Source organism: Shewanella sp. KT0246 (assembly GCF_019654955.1).
In the GTDB taxonomy this organism is placed as follows: Bacteria; Pseudomonadota; Gammaproteobacteria; order Enterobacterales; family Shewanellaceae; genus Shewanella; species Shewanella goraebulensis.
The window spans coordinates 18,025-36,027 of the sequence record NZ_BPEV01000013.1 but is presented as its reverse complement, the minus strand read 5'-3'; the positions used below and the strand labels follow the sequence as shown (position 1 = coordinate 36,027).

17 protein-coding genes are annotated in these 18,003 nt (G+C 40.2%); 10 read left to right on the top strand and 7 right to left on the bottom strand.

The genetic code is table 11. The features are described from left to right. Positions 1-64: 64 nt before the first annotated feature. From K5Q58_RS08175 to K5Q58_RS08160, 4 genes are all read right to left on the bottom strand, one after another. Positions 65-430, bottom strand: a complete 366-nt coding sequence (locus K5Q58_RS08175; protein WP_259651288.1) for a hypothetical protein — start codon at positions 428-430, stop codon at positions 65-67. A 98-nt stretch (positions 431-528) separates the two neighbouring features. Beyond that, positions 529-1,779: an ammonium transporter gene (locus K5Q58_RS08170; protein ID WP_220753453.1), complete on the bottom strand. Its 1,251-nt coding sequence runs from the start codon at positions 1,777-1,779 to the stop codon at positions 529-531. Positions 1,780-1,789: 10 nt separating this feature from the next. Next, the gene (locus K5Q58_RS08165) at positions 1,790-2,128 is read right to left on the bottom strand and encodes a P-II family nitrogen regulator (RefSeq protein WP_220753452.1); all 339 of its coding nucleotides are present in this window, start codon (positions 2,126-2,128) and stop codon (positions 1,790-1,792) included. Between the two features lie 545 nt (positions 2,129-2,673). Next, positions 2,674-3,987: a polymer-forming cytoskeletal protein gene (locus K5Q58_RS08160; protein WP_220753451.1), complete on the bottom strand. Its 1,314-nt coding sequence runs from the start codon at positions 3,985-3,987 to the stop codon at positions 2,674-2,676. 229 nt (positions 3,988-4,216) lie between these two features. Between K5Q58_RS08160 and K5Q58_RS08155 the strand changes: the two genes are divergently transcribed. Both K5Q58_RS08155 and zapE read left to right on the top strand, forming a co-directional pair. Further along, positions 4,217-4,837 carry a helix-turn-helix transcriptional regulator gene (locus K5Q58_RS08155; RefSeq protein WP_220753450.1) on the top strand — a complete coding sequence of 207 codons (621 nt, stop codon included), beginning with the start codon at positions 4,217-4,219 and terminating at the stop codon, positions 4,835-4,837. A 99-nt stretch (positions 4,838-4,936) separates the two neighbouring features. Further along, positions 4,937-6,145: a cell division protein ZapE gene (gene zapE, locus K5Q58_RS08150; protein ID WP_259651287.1), complete on the top strand. Its 1,209-nt coding sequence runs from the start codon at positions 4,937-4,939 to the stop codon at positions 6,143-6,145. Positions 6,146-6,252: 107 nt separating this feature from the next. Here zapE and K5Q58_RS08145 read toward each other — a convergent pair whose 3' ends face one another. From K5Q58_RS08145 to glnE, 3 genes are all read right to left on the bottom strand, one after another. Then, a complete protein-coding gene (locus tag K5Q58_RS08145) occupies positions 6,253-6,534 on the bottom strand; it encodes a DUF3081 family protein (protein WP_220753449.1) in 282 nt (93 codons plus the stop codon). Positions 6,535-6,732: 198 nt separating this feature from the next. Then, positions 6,733-7,701 carry a sensor domain-containing diguanylate cyclase gene (locus K5Q58_RS08140; RefSeq protein ID WP_220753448.1) on the bottom strand — a complete coding sequence of 323 codons (969 nt, stop codon included), beginning with the start codon at positions 7,699-7,701 and terminating at the stop codon, positions 6,733-6,735. Positions 7,702-7,952: 251 nt separating this feature from the next. Continuing rightward, a complete protein-coding gene (gene glnE, locus K5Q58_RS08135; protein WP_374758486.1) occupies positions 7,953-10,814 on the bottom strand; it encodes a bifunctional [glutamate--ammonia ligase]-adenylyl-L-tyrosine phosphorylase/[glutamate--ammonia-ligase] adenylyltransferase in 2,862 nt (953 codons plus the stop codon). Positions 10,815-11,060: 246 nt separating this feature from the next. Here glnE and K5Q58_RS08130 point away from each other — a divergent pair, with 246 nt between their 5' ends. The 8 genes from K5Q58_RS08130 (at position 11,061) to K5Q58_RS08095 (ending at position 17,934) form a co-directional block, all read left to right on the top strand. Further along, positions 11,061-12,029, top strand: coding sequence for a hypothetical protein (locus K5Q58_RS08130; RefSeq protein WP_220753447.1), 969 nt, complete (start codon positions 11,061-11,063; stop codon positions 12,027-12,029). A 9-nt stretch (positions 12,030-12,038) separates the two neighbouring features. Next, entirely contained in the window at positions 12,039-12,938 is a 900-nt protein-coding gene (locus tag K5Q58_RS08125) for a DUF350 domain-containing protein (protein ID WP_220753446.1), read from the top strand. Between the two features lie 4 nt (positions 12,939-12,942). Beyond that, positions 12,943-14,691 carry a polyamine aminopropyltransferase gene (locus K5Q58_RS08120; RefSeq protein ID WP_220753445.1) on the top strand — a complete coding sequence of 583 codons (1,749 nt, stop codon included), beginning with the start codon at positions 12,943-12,945 and terminating at the stop codon, positions 14,689-14,691. A gap of 80 nt (positions 14,692-14,771) precedes the next feature. Beyond that, positions 14,772-15,185, top strand: coding sequence for a YjfI family protein (locus K5Q58_RS08115; protein WP_220753444.1), 414 nt, complete (start codon positions 14,772-14,774; stop codon positions 15,183-15,185). An 11-nt stretch (positions 15,186-15,196) separates the two neighbouring features. Then, entirely contained in the window at positions 15,197-15,886 is a 690-nt protein-coding gene (locus K5Q58_RS08110) for a PspA/IM30 family protein (protein ID WP_220753443.1), read from the top strand. 7 nt (positions 15,887-15,893) lie between these two features. Then, entirely contained in the window at positions 15,894-16,550 is a 657-nt protein-coding gene (locus tag K5Q58_RS08105) for a hypothetical protein (protein WP_220753442.1), read from the top strand. Between the two features lie 29 nt (positions 16,551-16,579). Continuing rightward, a complete protein-coding gene (locus K5Q58_RS08100) occupies positions 16,580-16,903 on the top strand; it encodes a hypothetical protein (RefSeq protein ID WP_220753441.1) in 324 nt (107 codons plus the stop codon). Between the two features lie 221 nt (positions 16,904-17,124). Then, entirely contained in the window at positions 17,125-17,934 is an 810-nt protein-coding gene (locus K5Q58_RS08095; protein ID WP_220753440.1) for an ion transporter, read from the top strand. Positions 17,935-18,003: the final 69 nt, after the last annotated feature.

The following is an 18,003-nucleotide window of genomic DNA, read 5'->3' as shown; positions in this document are numbered from 1 at the left end:
AAACTTCAAATTTTTACGACAGAAATTATTGAGTCGATTTTACCTTAGAGTGAATATTAACAGACTAATTAGGTTTATTAGTTGAATGATGGTTAGAAGTATTTTTTGGTTGATCAATTTGAATAAATACCTCTTTGCCCTGATAAGGATAAGGTCGATAAGCATTACCAGAACAGTTAAAGTAATGGTACGGGACAGCTATAGGTAAGCAGCCAACGGGTAGCGCCTGTAGTATTTGAATTTGCTGCTGCATACGGAGCATTTCTTGCCATTGATGCTCTTGCTGAACTTGATCTCTAATCGCAAAAGCATCAAATGGCTCAGAAGCTTTGCGCACAACCACTTTACCAGCCTGAGCAGTTTCTGCAGACAAGATCCAAAGCAATCCTGACATACTAATAATAGTAATGAGTTTAGCTAGCTTGTTCATATCAAAGCCCAATTAAATGCTTATACTAGTTTGAGTATAACAAAAAAGCAGAGCACTAAGGCTCTGCTTTTTTAAGCTATTTCAAACTAAGTCATTTATTATCCAGCTGATTTAATTGAAACAAACTCAGGGTATGCATCAACACCACAATCTGAAGCATCCATTCCGTTATACTCTTCTTCTTCAGTAACACGAATGCCTACAGTCGCTTTCAGTACAAACCAAACAGCGAAAGAAGCAGCGAATACCCAAGCAAAGATAACTGCAGCGCCATATAACTGAGCACCAAAGTTAGCATCAGCATTTGAAAGCGGTACTAGCATTAAGCCTAAGAAGCCACATACACCATGAACAGAAATTGCACCTACTGGGTCATCAATTTTGATACGGTCAAAACCAACAATTGAGAAGATAACCACACCACCAGCAACAATACCTGTCACAGCTGCCATCAATAATGAAGGTGATAATGGGTCAGCTGTAATAGCAACCAGACCTGCTAATGCACCATTTAGAATCATAGTTAAATCAGCTTTACCCCAAACAATCTTACAAACGATTAGCGCTGATACTGCACCAAATGCTGCTGCAGAGTTAGTGTTAACGAAGATTTTTGCAACCGCTGAAGCATTTTCTGCATCAGAAACTAACAACTGTGAACCACCGTTAAAACCAAACCACCCCATCCATAAAATAAACATACCTAACGTAGCCATAGGTAAATTAGAACCAGGAATTGGGTTAACTGAACCGTTAGCGCTATATTTACCTTTACGAGCACCTAGTAACAATACACCTGCGATTGCTGCCGCTGCACCTGCCATATGCACAATACCACTACCAGCAAAGTCAACGAAACCGGCAGCAGATAAGAAACCACCACCCCATGTCCAATAACCTTCAATTGGGTAAATAACGGCTGTTAATACCACAGAGAAAAGTAGGAAAGACCAAAGTTTCATACGTTCAGCAACCGCACCAGATACAATTGACATTGCTGTTGCAACGAAGACGACTTGGAAAAAGAAATCAGATTCTAGCGCATGATCGGCACCGTCAGCTTGTGAACCGATTAGCGAACCAAATGATGGTAACCAACCTGCTTCAACATTATCTACATACATGATGTTGTAACCCACTAACAGGTACATCACACAGGCAATTGAATATAAACATACGTTTTTAGTTAAGATTTCTGTGGTATTTTTTGAGCGAACTAAACCCGCTTCAAGCATGGCAAAACCTGCTGCCATCCACATAACTAATGCACCTGAGATTAGAAAATAAAACGTATCTAATGCGAAACGTAACTCAGTGACTGTAGTTCCTAACGCTGCTAGCTCTTCCATTTCAGCCCCCTTATAGTGCTTCGTTATCAAGCTCACCCGTACGAATACGGATTGCTTGTTCAAGATCAGTTACGAAAATTTTGCCATCACCAATCTTGCCTGTATGAGCCGCAGTGGTAATTGCTTCAAGTAATACTTCTAAATTTTCTGCTTTAGTAGCAATTTCTAGTTTTACTTTAGGAAGAAAATCGACTTGATACTCTGCACCACGATAAAGCTCAGTGTGTCCTTTTTGACGACCAAAACCTTTAACTTCAGTTACAGTCATTCCTTCAATGCCCATTCCAGCAATAGCTTCTCGGACATCATCCAATTTAAACGGCTTGATGATAGCGCTGACGAGTTTCATCTCGACCTCCAAAAGTGTGATTGTTATATATTTGTTTACAAATACAATTCAATCATCAGGCCAAACTTGTAAGCTTATGTTTTAAAACAAATAAGATTAAATCAGTCAGAAATAAAGGCATAGAAACGCACCAATAAAGTGCAGCTCGATTTCAGTGCGCACAAGATTAGCGCAGCAGGTTTTGTAAGGTATGGGATTCAAAACAGATTTCAAACTCATGTAAAAATAGCTCCTTATAACCCATAAAAGTCAGCTCTAATTTTTGGCATATGTGCATAATTGGACATAAATAAAACCGTGTAATGAGAATAATGACATCATTAAATAATCGCATTCATAAGGAGTCGAGTTACAAAATAAATGGCGTTAATTTAGGACATAACTACAAAATGGATGGTTAATTGGTCACTAAACACAGTCATGACAAAGTGTACAATTCAGAAGTTAATGCCAATAAAAAAGGCCCTCATTTGAGGACCTTTAAGATGTGATCTTTTTCTAAATATCAACAATATATTGCTAATTCAGATAACTAACTCTATTGACTATAGATTACCAGTTGAAGTTTCTTCAACTGCATCTGTAGGTTCAACAAGCTCAGTACGATCTTCTGCAAGTAAGTCAGCTAACAGACTATCTACTTTAGTTTTATCTACAACATCAGCTTCAGAAGCTGTAATCACTTCATCAGTTTCTACTGCAAGATCTGCTTCTAAATCAGCACTTGTTTCATCAAGCTCTGCTAATAATGCTCCTTGCTCAGTAACCGATGCAGCAACTGCATCATTAGTTACTGATTCAATACCTGAATTAGCATTTGTTCCAGCGGCATCTAATTGCGCTAACGCTGTTTCTGCATCAACTGCTTCTGCGGTACTCGGTGTTAATGCTTCAGCCACTTCTTCAACGATAACTTCTTTAACTGCTGGTTCAGATGTTACGTTTTGAGATGATGTAGAGTTAAATTGAGCCATTAAATCTTCGGTCAATTCAGGCTTCATTACAACAACGCCTGCTGCAGCAGCTAATACAACTCCAGCAACGACAAACTTAGCACCTGAACCGGATTTTTTCTCTTGCGCTTTTTCAGCTGCAGCTTTAGCCGCTAACTGCGCTTGAGGGTTTGGTTGAGGCTTAATTTCAAGTTTTGATTTTGGCTTTGGTGCTGTTTCAGCTTCAGTATTTTGCACAGGAGCTGCTTTTCGTTCTGGCGTTGGCGCAGTTCTGGGCTCAGCCTTGATAACAGGTTCAGTCATTTGAATGTCAGCGTCTAAATTATCCCTGATATCAGATATTGGCTCTGGCTTTACTTCTGGTTTAATCTCAGTTTTTACCTGAGGAGTGTCAACAGCAATGTTAGAAATAGGCTCTGCCATTACATTAACATTACTCACTTTTGCAGCCTGAGCTATCGGCGCCTCTGCAATAGGCGCTTCAGCCTTTGGGGAGGCGTACGCCGGTTCATCATTAAATGGTGCACTATAGGCAGCAACAGATTGTTCGTCCGCCGCTAATTCAGGTAAAACACCTTGCTCAGGTCCTTTTGTTCTAGCACCTAAGAATTGCCCGCCATCATAGATTTCCATCTTATGGCTTGAAACATCACCTTCAACTACACCAGAGCTTACGATGACGAGACTGTTACAGTGCAAAGAACCTTTAAATACACCACAAACTCGTAATTCTTGACAGTAAAGCTCACCGTCAATTTCGCCACCTACTTCAATTTTAACTTGGTCTGTTGAACGAATAACACCTTTGACTTGACCAGCAATCAAAGCAGGCCCCTTTACTGTCATTTCCCCATCCAGTGAAGTTTCGGGACCAATAAAAGTTACCCCGTTTCCTTTGTTATTCATACCCAGCAGTATCCTTTTTATTATAAATTTTCGACTTATAGTAAACTAACTAAATAAAAACAACAATAACATTACATTTACAACCCATTCACTTACCAATCAATGCAAATTAATCTAATCCATTAATAACTTCAGTGTTTTCTAATTATATGTAATAATCTGTATCTGCTAGATTTGCAGACTATTGTTAAGGACTTCAATAGTTGATTGTTATAAACAAGGACGTAAGATGATTTTATCGGATATTTTCTTAGGTGATATTCCTGAGCCTTTGACGCAACAACTCTGTCAAATTACTGAACTACTCAAATGTAATACCATCAGCCATGACCCACTTGATTTCCATTGGCAACATGCTGATCAGCACAAAAAAATTCTCCTACACTTTGTTGATGATCCGAAACAGCATATACCTAATTTGTCTACCGAGCTTATCTCTGAAGGTAAACATTTGGCTTTTTGCACTAAGCTAAATTCAGATACTGAAACTTTATTGATTGCTAATGGATTTCACGGCGGATTAGCTATAAGCGCATCGATTATCGAGATAATAGAAGCATTAAAGAATATCGATAATAACAAGCTCTACTTCAGCCACGACTCAATGTCGCATTATATACAATCTCGTAATCGCCAACCTATCACCCAACGTCAAACAGAACTACTTTCGTTAACAACCAAGAAAGAACAGCAAGTGTTATCGTTAGTTTGTCAGGGCTTGTCGAATGAGCAAATTGCTGCAAATTTAAGTATCTCAATCAATACCGTTAAAATGCATATTCAAAATATTTTCAAAAAAACCAATGTTTCAAGCCGAGGTCAGCTGTTTTATGTATTTACTCAAGTGTAAATTTATAACCGATAAGAGAATTCAATTGCGACTTTAAGCAGAATTAATTGCTGATATACTTTCAATACTAATCCAACTAAGTTATTGAGTGACTGCAGCGTGACGACTGATTTATTACACTTTTATCGCGCTAAAATAGTGCAATCGCAATCCAATGAGTTAACTTCATCAAGCCAAGTATTCGTTGACGATCCCGATCAAAATCAAGCCCTCACCACACTTAACCAGCTATTTATCCAACTCAATAAACAACAAGGTGCAGAGCCTATATCGGAAACGGAACAACCAACTAATCAATCACCTCAAACATTAGGCGTTTACCTTTGGGGGGATGTTGGCCGCGGTAAGACCTTCTTGATGGACATGTTTTATAGCAACCTAAATACCAATCGCAAGTTACGGTTGCACTTTCATCGCTTTATGGCAGAGGTACATCAGCAGCTCAATACAGCCAAGGGGATAAGCGATCCTTTAGTTCATATCGCACATTTATACGCTGACAAATACCAAGTTATTTGTTTCGATGAGTTTTTTGTATCAGATATTGGTGACGCCATTATTCTAGGGCGGCTATTCGAACATATATTTAACCAAGGGGTTATTTTAGTCGCCACCTCGAATATTGAAGTCAATCGACTTTATGAAGGCGGGTTGCAACGTGAGCGTTTCTTACCTTTTATTGAACTCTTAACAAAAAAAGTTCATCAAGTTGAACTCAAAGGGCTAACTGATCATCGTATAAACCAGCAATCCATTACACCACTTTCTGTACAACTCTCCCTTCAGCCATTAATGAAGCAGCAAAGCTTTATTGAACTAGCAGGTTTATATTACCCCCACGAAGCTGCAGTTTGCACTACGCATGACACCATCATCATTTGTAATCGAGCTATTGAATATCAAGCTCGTGTGAATAAGCTCATTTGGTTCAACTTCAAAGATTTATGTGATGGGCCTAGGTCTCAGTTAGACTACATCGAAATCGCCAGCTTATTTGAACATGTTGTCATTGATAAAGTGCCACAACTGGGTGGTGAAGTGAGAAATTGGATTAAAGCTCGGGGAACAGAAGATGCAGCTATTGGCAATAAAACTGGCGAACGCCAGCTCAGTTATGCCACTAATGATGATCCTGCAAGACGCTTTATCAGCCTGGTAGACGAGCTTTACGATCAGAAAGTATCTCTGACTGTTTGCTCAAGCTTTAATATCAATCAGTTGTACTCTGGCGGCGCACTGTCATTTGAGTTTCGCAGGACCATAAGTCGCTTAATAGAAATGAAACGCTGGAATAAAGCGTTAAAATAAATTAGCCCAACAATAAAAGTCGTGTAAACACCTAGCACGCTAGGATTAAGGTTTAAGCTTTAAATGCTTAATAAAATCTTCAGCGGCACTAAATATGCCTTATGAGCCTATTGAACAGTATGCTTAATGACTTCACTGAAGCGACGCATAAAGTTTTCAAAGGCTTCATTATCTGGGTAGTCAAATTGGTATTTATTATGGAAATAGATATTGAGTGAAGTGCGCCCGTCACTAAGTGTAATCGTATATCCATCATAACCCGTTTCAGCATGTAAACCGCAAAGTTGATAAGTCGAGTTATATCCGCTTTCACTAGAATGTTTTTCACCAAACTCAGTTATTTTATTAAACACTTTAAGTGCTTGATAAATATCTATGGCATTTTTCATGGGACGACTCCTGACTGATTGCAGACAAATAAAAGCGAATGTGGTTAATCAGATAATTTAGTAATCTTAACTTACGCCTGAAGCGGCTTTTAGGATCATATAATTATAGTACATAGAGTCTAGGTGAGCGGTAAAAGATAACAGTGATAAAGCGCCAATAATTGCCAACAAAATGCTCAGATTATGTATCAAATTGCTTCAGCGAGCGTCGTGATGTCTCGCTTTCACTTGGTACATTTCTCGATCTGCTAAATCTAAATATTGAGTAACATCTAACTTTTGTTTTGCTTTTCTCGACGCAACACCCACACTATAGGCCAACTCAAAAGGTTCATTGCTGGCGTCATTGTGTTTTTTAAGCGCTCGTTGAAACCGTTCAAGTGCAAAAGTGACATGACCTTCATTACACTCACAAAATAACACTAAGAATTCATCACCACCAAAACGGGCAATAACATCTGAATCTCTAAACTCTTGAGTTAAAAGATTAGCGAACGCCTTTAGCGCTCTATCGCCGGCTTCATGACCATGATTATCATTAATTTGTTTGAAGTAATCCAAATCAAAAAATACCAGGCAGCTGCCAACCTCATTTCGATCCCAAGTTGCCATCGCTTGATTGGCTAATACTTCAAAACCGCGACGGTTAGAAATACCTGTCAGCTCATCTAAAGTGGTTTGCTGTATTGAAACAAGTTCAGAGACCACCATTTCAGCTAAATCTTGTAGTGCAATTTTATCATCTTGACTAAATTCACGAGGCTTATCGTCGATGATACATAAAGTTCCAACACGCATACCATTAGGCATAGTCAAAGGATGGCCTGTGTAAAAGCGAATATGGGGTGCTTCTGTCACTAATGGATTATCTGAAAAGCGTTCATCCTTTGTAGCATCATTGACAACAAAGGCACCTTCATGATGAATAGCATGACCACAAAAAGAAATATCCCGAGGAGTTTCACTGGCTACCAAGCCTTGGCAAGATTTAAACCATTGGCGGTTTTCATCTACCAAACTAACTAGGCAAATTGATACTGAAAATAGTCTCTTTGCTAAACGAGTAATACGATCAAAGCGCTCTTCTGCTGCGGTATCTAATACGTTTAAATTCCGCAGAGTTTGTATGCGCGCTTCTTCATTGTCGTGTATTGGTGCAATTAACATATTTCCAGCCCAAAGTTACTAAGAATCATTTTCTATTTTTATTATTAACAATAACTTATAAAAATATCAATTGTATAAGTTGCTGATTATCATTCAGCGTAGCAGCTTTACATTAACTCTGCCGACAATGTCTGCATTTATCTTTAAAAATAATTTGATTGCCTAAATTACAATTAGGGCATTTGACACGAAGCGTTAAATGAATCAGTTACCGCCTTATATACACTCTAATCAATCGCTTAAAAATACTACTAACTGAAAGACTCAACACCCAAAATATGTTGATAAATATCGATAACCTGTGACACATTTTTATCTGCGATATCGGCATCGATAACACCTTTCAACTGCTGTAAGGTCAGTCGATGATTTTCATCTCTTAACCAACAATAGGTTTGAGTTAAATGTTGTGCTGTCATCATAGGTAAGATTTCTAGCTCTGCCAGAACTTGAAAAATACGTACATTATCAGACCAGATTGCGAGCTCTTTGTACTCATTGGCATTCGCAAGCACCAAGTACTGAGCCATGAACTCAATATCAGCAATACCCCCGACACTTTGTTTTAAGTCAAACTTATCACTACTGACTTTGAGTAAGTGATCGCGCATTTTTACTCGCATATCTCTGACTAATTTTGCCAACTCAGGTAAATCTCGAGGTTGTGAAAGTACTGACGTTCTAATTTCGCTAAAGCGAGCGGCAAGCTGATTGTCACCATAAACAAAACGAGAACGCACCAGAGCTTGATGCTCCCAGTTCCACGCTTCTGTTTGTAAATATTCCTTAAATTGCTCTACTTCTGTTACCAATAATCCTGATGCGCCAGAAGGTCTAAGACGCATATCCACTTCATAGAGTTCACCTGACGTGGTTCGGGTTGCAAATAAATGCACAATTCGCTGTGCCAGTTTTAGATAAAAGTGGCCTACGCCAATCGGTCTTTTACCATCGGTCTCTCCGGTATTAAGGCTATTGCGCAAGAACACTAAATCTAAATCTGAACCATAACCTAATTCAATCCCGCCCAATTTACCGTAACCGATAATGGCAAAGCCCATTTTATCTGGACTGGTTCCCTCTGGAACGCCATGACGAGCCGCCACTTGATGCCATGCTTGTAGCACAACTTGCTCAATTATCGCTTCAGCCAGAAAGGTAAGATGATCGCTGACCTCCATAACAGGTAAAACACCAGTGACATCGGCAGCGGCTATTTTTAGCTGCTGCGACAATTTAAACTGGCGTAATGCTTCCATTTGCATTTCCATGTCATCTTCTGGCACGCGCAGTAAATACTGTCTTAATTCACTTGGGTAATCGTCAACTGAGGTGGTGTCATAAAGTTGCGATGGGTCAATAAGCTCATCTAGCAACATCGGAAAGTTAGCTAACTCTTGCGCAATCCAAGGACTTGCACAACATAAACTAATTAATTGTTGGCGTGCACCTGGGTTTTCACATAAAAGTTCGAGATAAGTTGTTCGCGTTAAAATTTGCTCTAATACACCAGATACTGCTTTTAATGCCACGCTTGGAACTGGCTGTTCAAGTAATTCAGACAATAACCTTGGCATGAGCTTTTCGAGGGTTTCACGTCCTCTAGGGCCAATTGACCGTTTAGTGGTAGTTGAGCGCCACTCGATTAATGTCGGCCAGAAATTCATATCATCAACTAAATGCTCATCCAATAATGCCGCTGCGTTGTCAGGATCTTCAATCACCCATAACTGGCTTGTCCAATGCTCGCTTTGATCATACTCATCTTCACCGCCCACAGTTTCTTTAAAGTGACTATGAATACGAGCCATAGCATTCGAAATGTTAGCTCTTAGTTCCTCTTCATTCTCTATTCCCATGGCAATACACAACCTTTGCCAATCAGCAGAGTTGTCTGGCAATGTTTGCGTCTGTTTGTCATCAATGGCTTGCAGCAGGTTTTCAACGCGGCGTAATAAAATGTAGCTGTGCTTTAGTTCATCAACAGCAAGGTATTCAAGTTGTCCAAGATTATACAAAGTATCAATCGCACCAAACAAACTTTGCTGGCGCAGCGAAGGCTCTCGCCCTCCTCGTATTAGCTGAAAGCTTTGTACCACAAACTCAACCTCGCGAATGCCACCAGCACCAAGCTTAATGTTATCGGTCAATTGTCGGCGACGGACTTCTTGGGCAATCAATTGCTTCATTTTCCTTAATGAATCAATCGCTGAGAAATCAATATACCTGCGATAAACAAAAGGCCTTAATAAGTCATGTAGATCATCACTGAACTGTGTCCATGGCCCAAGCACCCGAGCTTTGACCATGGCATAACGCTCCCAGTCTCGGCCTTGTTCTTGATAATAATCTTCAAGACCGCTGAAGCTAACCACAAGCGGTCCGCTTTCTCCGTAAGGACGAAGGCGCATATCAACCCGAAATACAAAACCATCAACGGTAACTTGATCGAGCAAGTTAACTAAACGTTGCCCCATTCTGATAAAAAACTGCTGATTAGCTTGTGCGCGTCGACCACCAATAGTTTCGCCATGTTCTGGGAAAGTAAAAATTAAATCGATATCTGATGAAAAGTTAAGTTCACGGCCACCTAGTTTGCCCATGCCTAAAATAAGTAAAGGTTGCGGATTACCTTCTTCGTCTGATGGCGTGCCTAATTGTTGGCACATTTCTGCATATAGCCAATCTCGAGCAGCTATAACTAACGCTTCAGCAAGGGCAGATAAATCTAATAATGAGGATTCAACATCGGAGTAATTAGCAAAATCACGCCAAGCTAAACGGACCATTTGTAAGTTACGATATTGACGTAAAACTGTTTTTACTGCGTCTTCAGAGCTGATTGCAGATAATTCAGCGCTTAATTCTGTAACGAAACTTTGTCTATCGACATCATTTAGTAAGCCATTAAACAATCTTTCAATCCATTGTGGATTTCGACATAGCTGCTCGCCAATGTAATCACTCAATCCAAAGACTGACTTTAACTTCTGCTGTTGATCTTGGTTTAGCTTGGCCGTGATCTCAGGACACTCATCAGATAGTCTTAACCAGTAACGTTCTGCAATGTCAGATAATTCGGCAGATAAGGCGTAGTTACTCAGGTTTTGCATTTTTATTCGATCCCTTCAGCAATTTACACACAGCGTAACACTTTATAATCGACATAATATGTCAAAATGTGCTATACCATTCATAACAAAAGTTTAATGTAAGTCTTAATTGAATATGCCATTAAGATTACTATAACCTGTATAGTAGTTATACCTAACCGTATAAATATTTGGTCTTTATTGAACACATATTTATGCGGTTTGTTATTATATTTATAGATGAATTTCTTACCATTTGGAGAAAACATGGCTGGCATGCTTCCCCGTGTCCTCGCAGTATTTTCAACGATAATATTGTGCTTAACATTAACAGGCTGTGGCGATGACAGGCCTGAAAAAATTGCTCAGTATCAGCAACTATCTCAACAACGTCTGAGTCAGTTAAGCTCGATGCTCAACGCCGGTGAATTACGTAACGCAACTTTGCTGAACCAATACGCTAATTTACTAAAACAAAGCAAACCTGATTTAGTACCGCTTTTAGATGAGTTGGCTAAAGATGCTGGCACTTCAGGACCTATGTTTCAGTCTTTACAAAGACGTGTGAGTGAACTTTCAAGTTCAGCTAACTTTGTCGATTTAGATCAACAGCTCGATGAAGCGCAGAACATTTACCACGCAGCAGATCCTAGTCTCTACAACGATATGCTTTCTGATCCAGTCAATGTGGTAGCCGATTTATCAGCAGGACAATTAGCCCGAGTTAACTCTATCAGTCGTGAAGCTGCAGCATTAGCTAATGGTAACGAAGACTTTGGCGCAGGTAGCCAACTAGTGGGTAACCCGTCGTACGGCAACTGGCAAACTAACTCCAGTGGCATGTCTTTTTGGGCTTGGTATGGCATGTACTCGATGTTTTCTAACGTGATGAACCCAGTTCGTTACGACCGCTGGTCAAATAATCGTGGTTACAGTTACTACAATGACGTTGGCCGTTCACGATACACGTCACCAAAACAAGCCACAGCGCAAAACCGTACCTATGAGAACACCAAGAAAGCCTTTAATTCTCAAGGTCGACAGTTTAACAGTCCCTATGCGAAATCTCGTACAGGTTCTACCGGTTTATCGAGACAGAGTACTTCTACGCCTAAAGCCAGCACAACGGGTACTAGAAGTGCAAGCTCAAGTAAGTTCCGTTCGACCTATTCTAAAGACAGCAGTTTCCGTAATTCATCAAGCCGCACTACTCGCGGTGTACGCCGAGGCAAATAAGGAAAAATCATGACATTTTTAACTGACTTCGGGCTCACCCTAGATCTCGCTATCATTTTAGCAATCGATATTACTATCGCCGTCATTCTATTAGCGCTTATGCGTTACTTGCAAGGTTGGAGCGTAAGAGTAAATAGCCGAGAAGAATTAGCAGAAAGAGATAATTTCGCCTTTGGTGTCAGCACTGCTGGCGCTGTTTTAGCGTTAGGCATTGTCCTCAGCGGTGCAATTACTGGCGAAGCTGCTAACTCATATGTAATGGAAGCCATAGGGATGACAATTTATGGTGTATTTGGTTTAGTACTGATTAAATTTGGCCGATTCTTACATGATAAAGTCGCGCTCAATGAAGTCGATAAAAACGACCAAATCATTAACGGCAACATCTCCGTTGCCATTGTCGACGCCGCTGCTGCTATCGCCACAGCCATTATCATTCGCTCAGTGTTAATGTGGGCTGAAGATATTACTATCGATACCTTTATTGCAATTTTCACAGCCTTTTTAATCTCGCAACTTATGTTAGTTGTATTAACTCGATTCCGTGAGCACCAATATGCTAAACGTAATCAAGGTGACTCAATGCAAAAAGCATTAGAGCAAGGGCAAGTGGCTATCGCTATTCGTCATAGTGGATATATGATTGCCATGGCATTTACTTTTAATGCTGCAAGTCATTTCATTATTTTTGATCCTACTGCTTACATGGTTAACATCATTGGCTGGTTAACCTTCTCTATCATTATGTTAATTGCCCTTTCTGTGCTGTTAGCCATTGTGAAAAAGTTAGTGCTAGCTAATATTAATTTAACTGAAGAAGTAGAAAAGCAGCATAACGTTGGTGTTGCTGCCGTTGAGCTTGCTATCAGTATTGCTATTGCACTGATCCTTGCGGCGTTAATGGCGTAAATTGATGAATAATACTTTGCTTGAAAATGGCCAGGAGGGCAGCAACAAGCAAAGCAGCCCTTCTAAACGCAGCTTAGCTTGGTTCGACGACGCCCTTTTATTGGGCATCATGGCACTCCTTGCTGGCTGCGGTCTTATCTACGAATACCTATTATCCCATTACGCAGGCCGTATCTTAGGCGCGCTTGAAGCCGCAATTTATACCATGATTGGTATAATGATTGTGTCGATGGGCATAGGCGCCTTTGCCGCTCGCAAAATACGCTGCGCGTTTACCGGTTTTGCGTTACTTGAACTCACCGTGGCTTTTTGTGGGTCATTAGCCATTTTAATTACCGCAGCTGTTATTGGCTTTGGTCAACAACTTCCGCTAATTATTGCCAACACATTAGGCCTGCCACCCGATCATATGCCTGATGGCGGCTTTATTGGCACCTTACAAAACTTAAGTGAATACTTACCTTATGTCTGGGGTGTTATTTTAGGCTTGATGATCGGTATGGAAATTCCGCTCATTGCTCGCGTACGCCAGTCATTGTCTGAAGAACATTTACTGCATAACGCAGGTACTATTTATGGCGCAGATTATATTGGCGCAGGTGCTGGCGCAGCGATCTGGGTATTGTTCATGCTGTCGCTGGATATCCAATTAGCTGCAGCGTTAACTGCTAGCGTTAACTTATTGGCAGGGTTTGTTTTTATATGGCGTTTTTGGCAACAAATTCGTTGGGCTAAATTGATTCTTATTGGTCACTTTGTTGCCAGTGGTGTACTGGTACTATTGGCGATGCACGGCCCAAGTTGGGAACAAAACTTTAATAACCTGCTTTATAAAGACAAAGTGGTTTATTCAGAAGCCACACGTTTTCAGCAACTGACCTTTACCGAAAGGTTACGTGGCAGCGGTCAAGCGCCTGTTTATTCATTATATATTAATGGTCGTTTACAGTTTTCCAGTATTGATGAACATATCTATCATAGCTTCTTAGTACACCCAACTATGGCAGCAAGCGCGAGACAAGATAATGTATTGATTATTGGTGGCGGTGATGGACTTGGTTTAAAGCAAGTTTTCAAGTGGCAACCAAAGTCAGTCACCTTGATGGACTTAGATGAAAAGCTAGTTGATTTATTTCGCGAGCCACACATCAATATGCCAACGTATGTGAGTAACGCCATGCTCGAATTAAATGGCGATGCGCTTAACGATCCTCGAGTAAACCTAGTTTATGACGATGCATTTAACGGTGTCGATAAGCTCATTAAAGATAATCAAAAATTTGATGTCATTATTGTCGATCTCCCCGATCCGAGTCACCCCGACTTAAATAAACTCTATTCTGATTTATTTTATCGAAAGTTAGCAGAGTTATTGAGCGCTGATGGTGCAATGACGGTGCAATCAACCTCACCTTATCATGCGCAACAAGCTTTTATCTCAGTAGGTAAAACCATTGAGTCAGCGGGTTTTGCTGTGCAGCAATATCATCATAATGTTCCAAGCTTTGGTGAATGGGGCTGGACAATAGCGACCCGTTCAGGACAAGACGCCAAATCACGCCTTGCCCATGGTCAACCATTACCAATCGATGAGGATTGGCTAACCCCAGGACTGATACAAGGCTCATTTGAGTTCCCGGGGAATTTTTACGATGGCAAAGATGATATCGAAATTAATAGAATTGGATCATTGCAGCTTTACCATTATCACTTAGCGTCCTGGTCAGAGAATCAAGGGATGAATCTTTTTTAATCTACCAAAAATAGCCTTGACATAATATGTCTAAGTGCTATCTTTGAAACCTAAGACATAATATGTCAACAAGGACAAATATGAATATCCATAAGATTGCTAACCACTTAACTGAACTCGGCGACGAAAGTCATACCGGTTTAAAGTTTGATTGTTTCCCAATTGACGGCGATGTCGAAGTATTACAAGTCAACGTTGCTGGTCGTGAAGAACTACCCGTATTCGTGTCTGTAACTGATAATCAAATTTTATGCATCAGTTACTTATGGGATGAGAGCGAAGTGAAAGAAGAGACTCGCACCCAAATGTTTGAAACCATGCTAGAACTGAATATCCCTATGCCACTTTCATCGTTCGCAAAGATAGACGATAAATACGTGGTTTACGGTGCACTATCAGTAACCTCGAGCATGGAAGAGATTGAACAGGAATTATCAGTATTGTCTGATAACTGTTTAGAAGTCATCGACGAACTTGTCGAATTTTTGAAGTAAGGAGCCATATTATGGGCATTTTAAATAAAATTTTAACGGCGTTTCGTGGTGGTGCTAACGAAGTTGGCCAAAACATTGTCGATGCAAACTCAACCCGTATTTTTGAACAAGAAATCCGTGATGCAGAAAAGCACTTAACCAAAGCTAAGCGCGAACTTACTGACGTAATGGCAAAAGAAATGCAAGCTAGCCGCGAAGTTGATCGTCTAAAGCGCAGCATTACTGAACACGAAGGTTATGCAACTCAAGCACTTGAAAAAGACAATGAAGCTTTAGCTATCGAAGTGGCAGAGAAAATTGCGCAGCTTGATCAAGAACTCGCTGACCAAGAAACCGCTAACGCGAGCTTCTCTGCTCACGCATTACGCTTGAAAGACTTAGTTAAGAAAACTGAACGTCAGTTAACTGATTATCAGCGTCAACTAAGTATGGTAAAGACCACTGAAAGTGTTCAAAAAGCTACTGCAACTATCACTGACTCTTTCGCTTCGAGCAATTCAAAGTTGATGAATGCTAAAGACTCTTTAGAGCGTATTAAAGCACGTCAGCAATCATTTGATGATCGCTTACAAGCCTCTGAAGCATTAGCTGAAGAAAACAGTGATAAGTCACTGCATGCTAAATTAGCTGAAGCTGGCATCGGTGAGCAAAAATCGAGTGCTAACGCAGTGCTTGAACGCCTTAAAGCGAAAAAAGGTTAATTAAGTTATGGGATTTCTAAGTGGCCTTTTCGGCAAGAAAGAAGCCCCAAAACGTCAGCTTGATCATGTGAATAAACTACTCAAGGGAGATATGATCTCCCTTGATGATAGCTTTGCTTTACCTGAGCAACTGCGTGGGCAGCAACTTAAAGTTGAAGAAGTACATACCTACGAGTATGAACGTTCTCAGCAATGTGAGTGGTTACTTAGAGGCCATAGTGGAACTGCTATTTACCTCTCATATCATCAAGAAGATGAGGCGTATTTAAGTTTTTCAATCAAGGTCAATCGAGCCGTTGTAGAACAGCTGTTTGACTTAGACCAGTTCGGTCAAATTTTTGAAGAGCCCGGCAATGCAGAGCTCACTACCCTTTCATTATCAAATGAATTAGATAGCGAATACGGGCGTTGGCTTGCTAGCGCATATCATCAAGTTGAGTTTGGCTGTTTTGGCTACTTCCACCGTGAAGATTATCGCGGTCAAAAACCGCCTCAAGATGATAGCAGTCAACACCGTGGAAATGCTTTTGAAAGCTATTCATTGATCAATAATGAAGAATCGCAAGCCGTCGATATTGAGGTTTACGAAGGTGGCGATACAGATGTGATGTTGACACTTTATCGTCCAGTGACTGATATTCGCGAGTTTTGGCCTGCGAGTTAACATTCGCAAAATAAGGAGTAACACCTGTCATGAGTAAAGGTAAAAAATTACCAGATACATGGATTAAAAATCAGCAAGCAGCAAAAGCGACCCAAGTAGCTTTTGATCTCGATGAAAAGTTTCAATACTCAATTCGAAAAGCAGCGCTTGATGCAGGTGTTAGCCCTTCTGATCAAATTCGTTCAATCTTAGGTTTAGAAGTGACTAAACGCCCTAAACGACCAAGATTAACAGTATCGTTAAGCCAAGATGATTACTCCATTTTAGCTAAACGATATGGACTAGAATCTGATGCTCAACTTGAAATAAAAAAGCGCGTATTAGATGATTTAGTCCAATTTGTTGATGTGTAACTGCTTGGTGCCTAGTTTACAGATGTCTGGTTTGCTGATGCTTAGTTACTGATGCCTAGTTTGTTAGTCATCGATTACAATCGCTACTGAATTAATCTCACATAGTTATCTATCGAACATTAAACACGCTTTCAAGCGTGTTTTTTTATGCCCTGAGATTGTGTCACCAGAGCTACATTGATAGCATCATTGCAAAGAATTTTGTAAAAATGGATTTTAAAATGATTGATAAAAAACGCTGGTCACTTAAAAGCTTAAATGGCCCTAGCCCATTTGATTTAGCCATGATGGTGTTATCTCTGTTTTCAGTCATCGTGGTGTTAATCTTGACCTTTGGCAAGGTTGATGCTGAAACTAGGCGCTTACTGCTCTTTATTGATCTCAGTATATGTATCATTTTCATGTCGCGATTTTTCTATGGTTTAGTTAAGGCCAGCAATAAGAAGTTTTACCTACGACATCATTGGATTGATTTTGTTGCCAGTATTCCAGCTATTGAAGCACTGCGTATCGCTAGGGTTTTCCAAATTCTTAGAGTCATAAGGCTGATAAGAGTCAGTCGCACTTTGATTATTCCATTAATAAAACAACGTAAGCAGACCACCTTAGCCAGTTTGCTACTTGCGATGGTGTTTATATTGACCACTGCTTCCATTGTGATTTTATTAGTGGAAGCTGGAGTTGATGGAGCCAATATCGAAACAGCAGAACAAGCCATATGGTGGACTCTAGTGACTATTTCAACTGTGGGTTATGGTGATTACTACCCGGTTAGCACAGTAGGACATGTCATTGGCGCACTTGTGATTATGAGTGGTGTGAGCTTTTTTGGTGTAATTTCAGGTTACATGGCTTCGGTTTTTGTTGCCCCAGATGAAAACGAGCGCAGTGAGAATAATAAAAAAGAAATCAAATTTGAACTTGAAAAAGTAATTTTACGCATGGAGCAAAATCAAGTTCAAATGGAAAAAAACCAGCAGCAGATGCTTGAAGAAATTACACGCCTACGTAAAGAAATCAATGATAAATAGCTGACATAAAAAAACCTATCAAATTGATAGGTTTTTCTATTCACAACAATTTAGCATGTCATGGTCTTG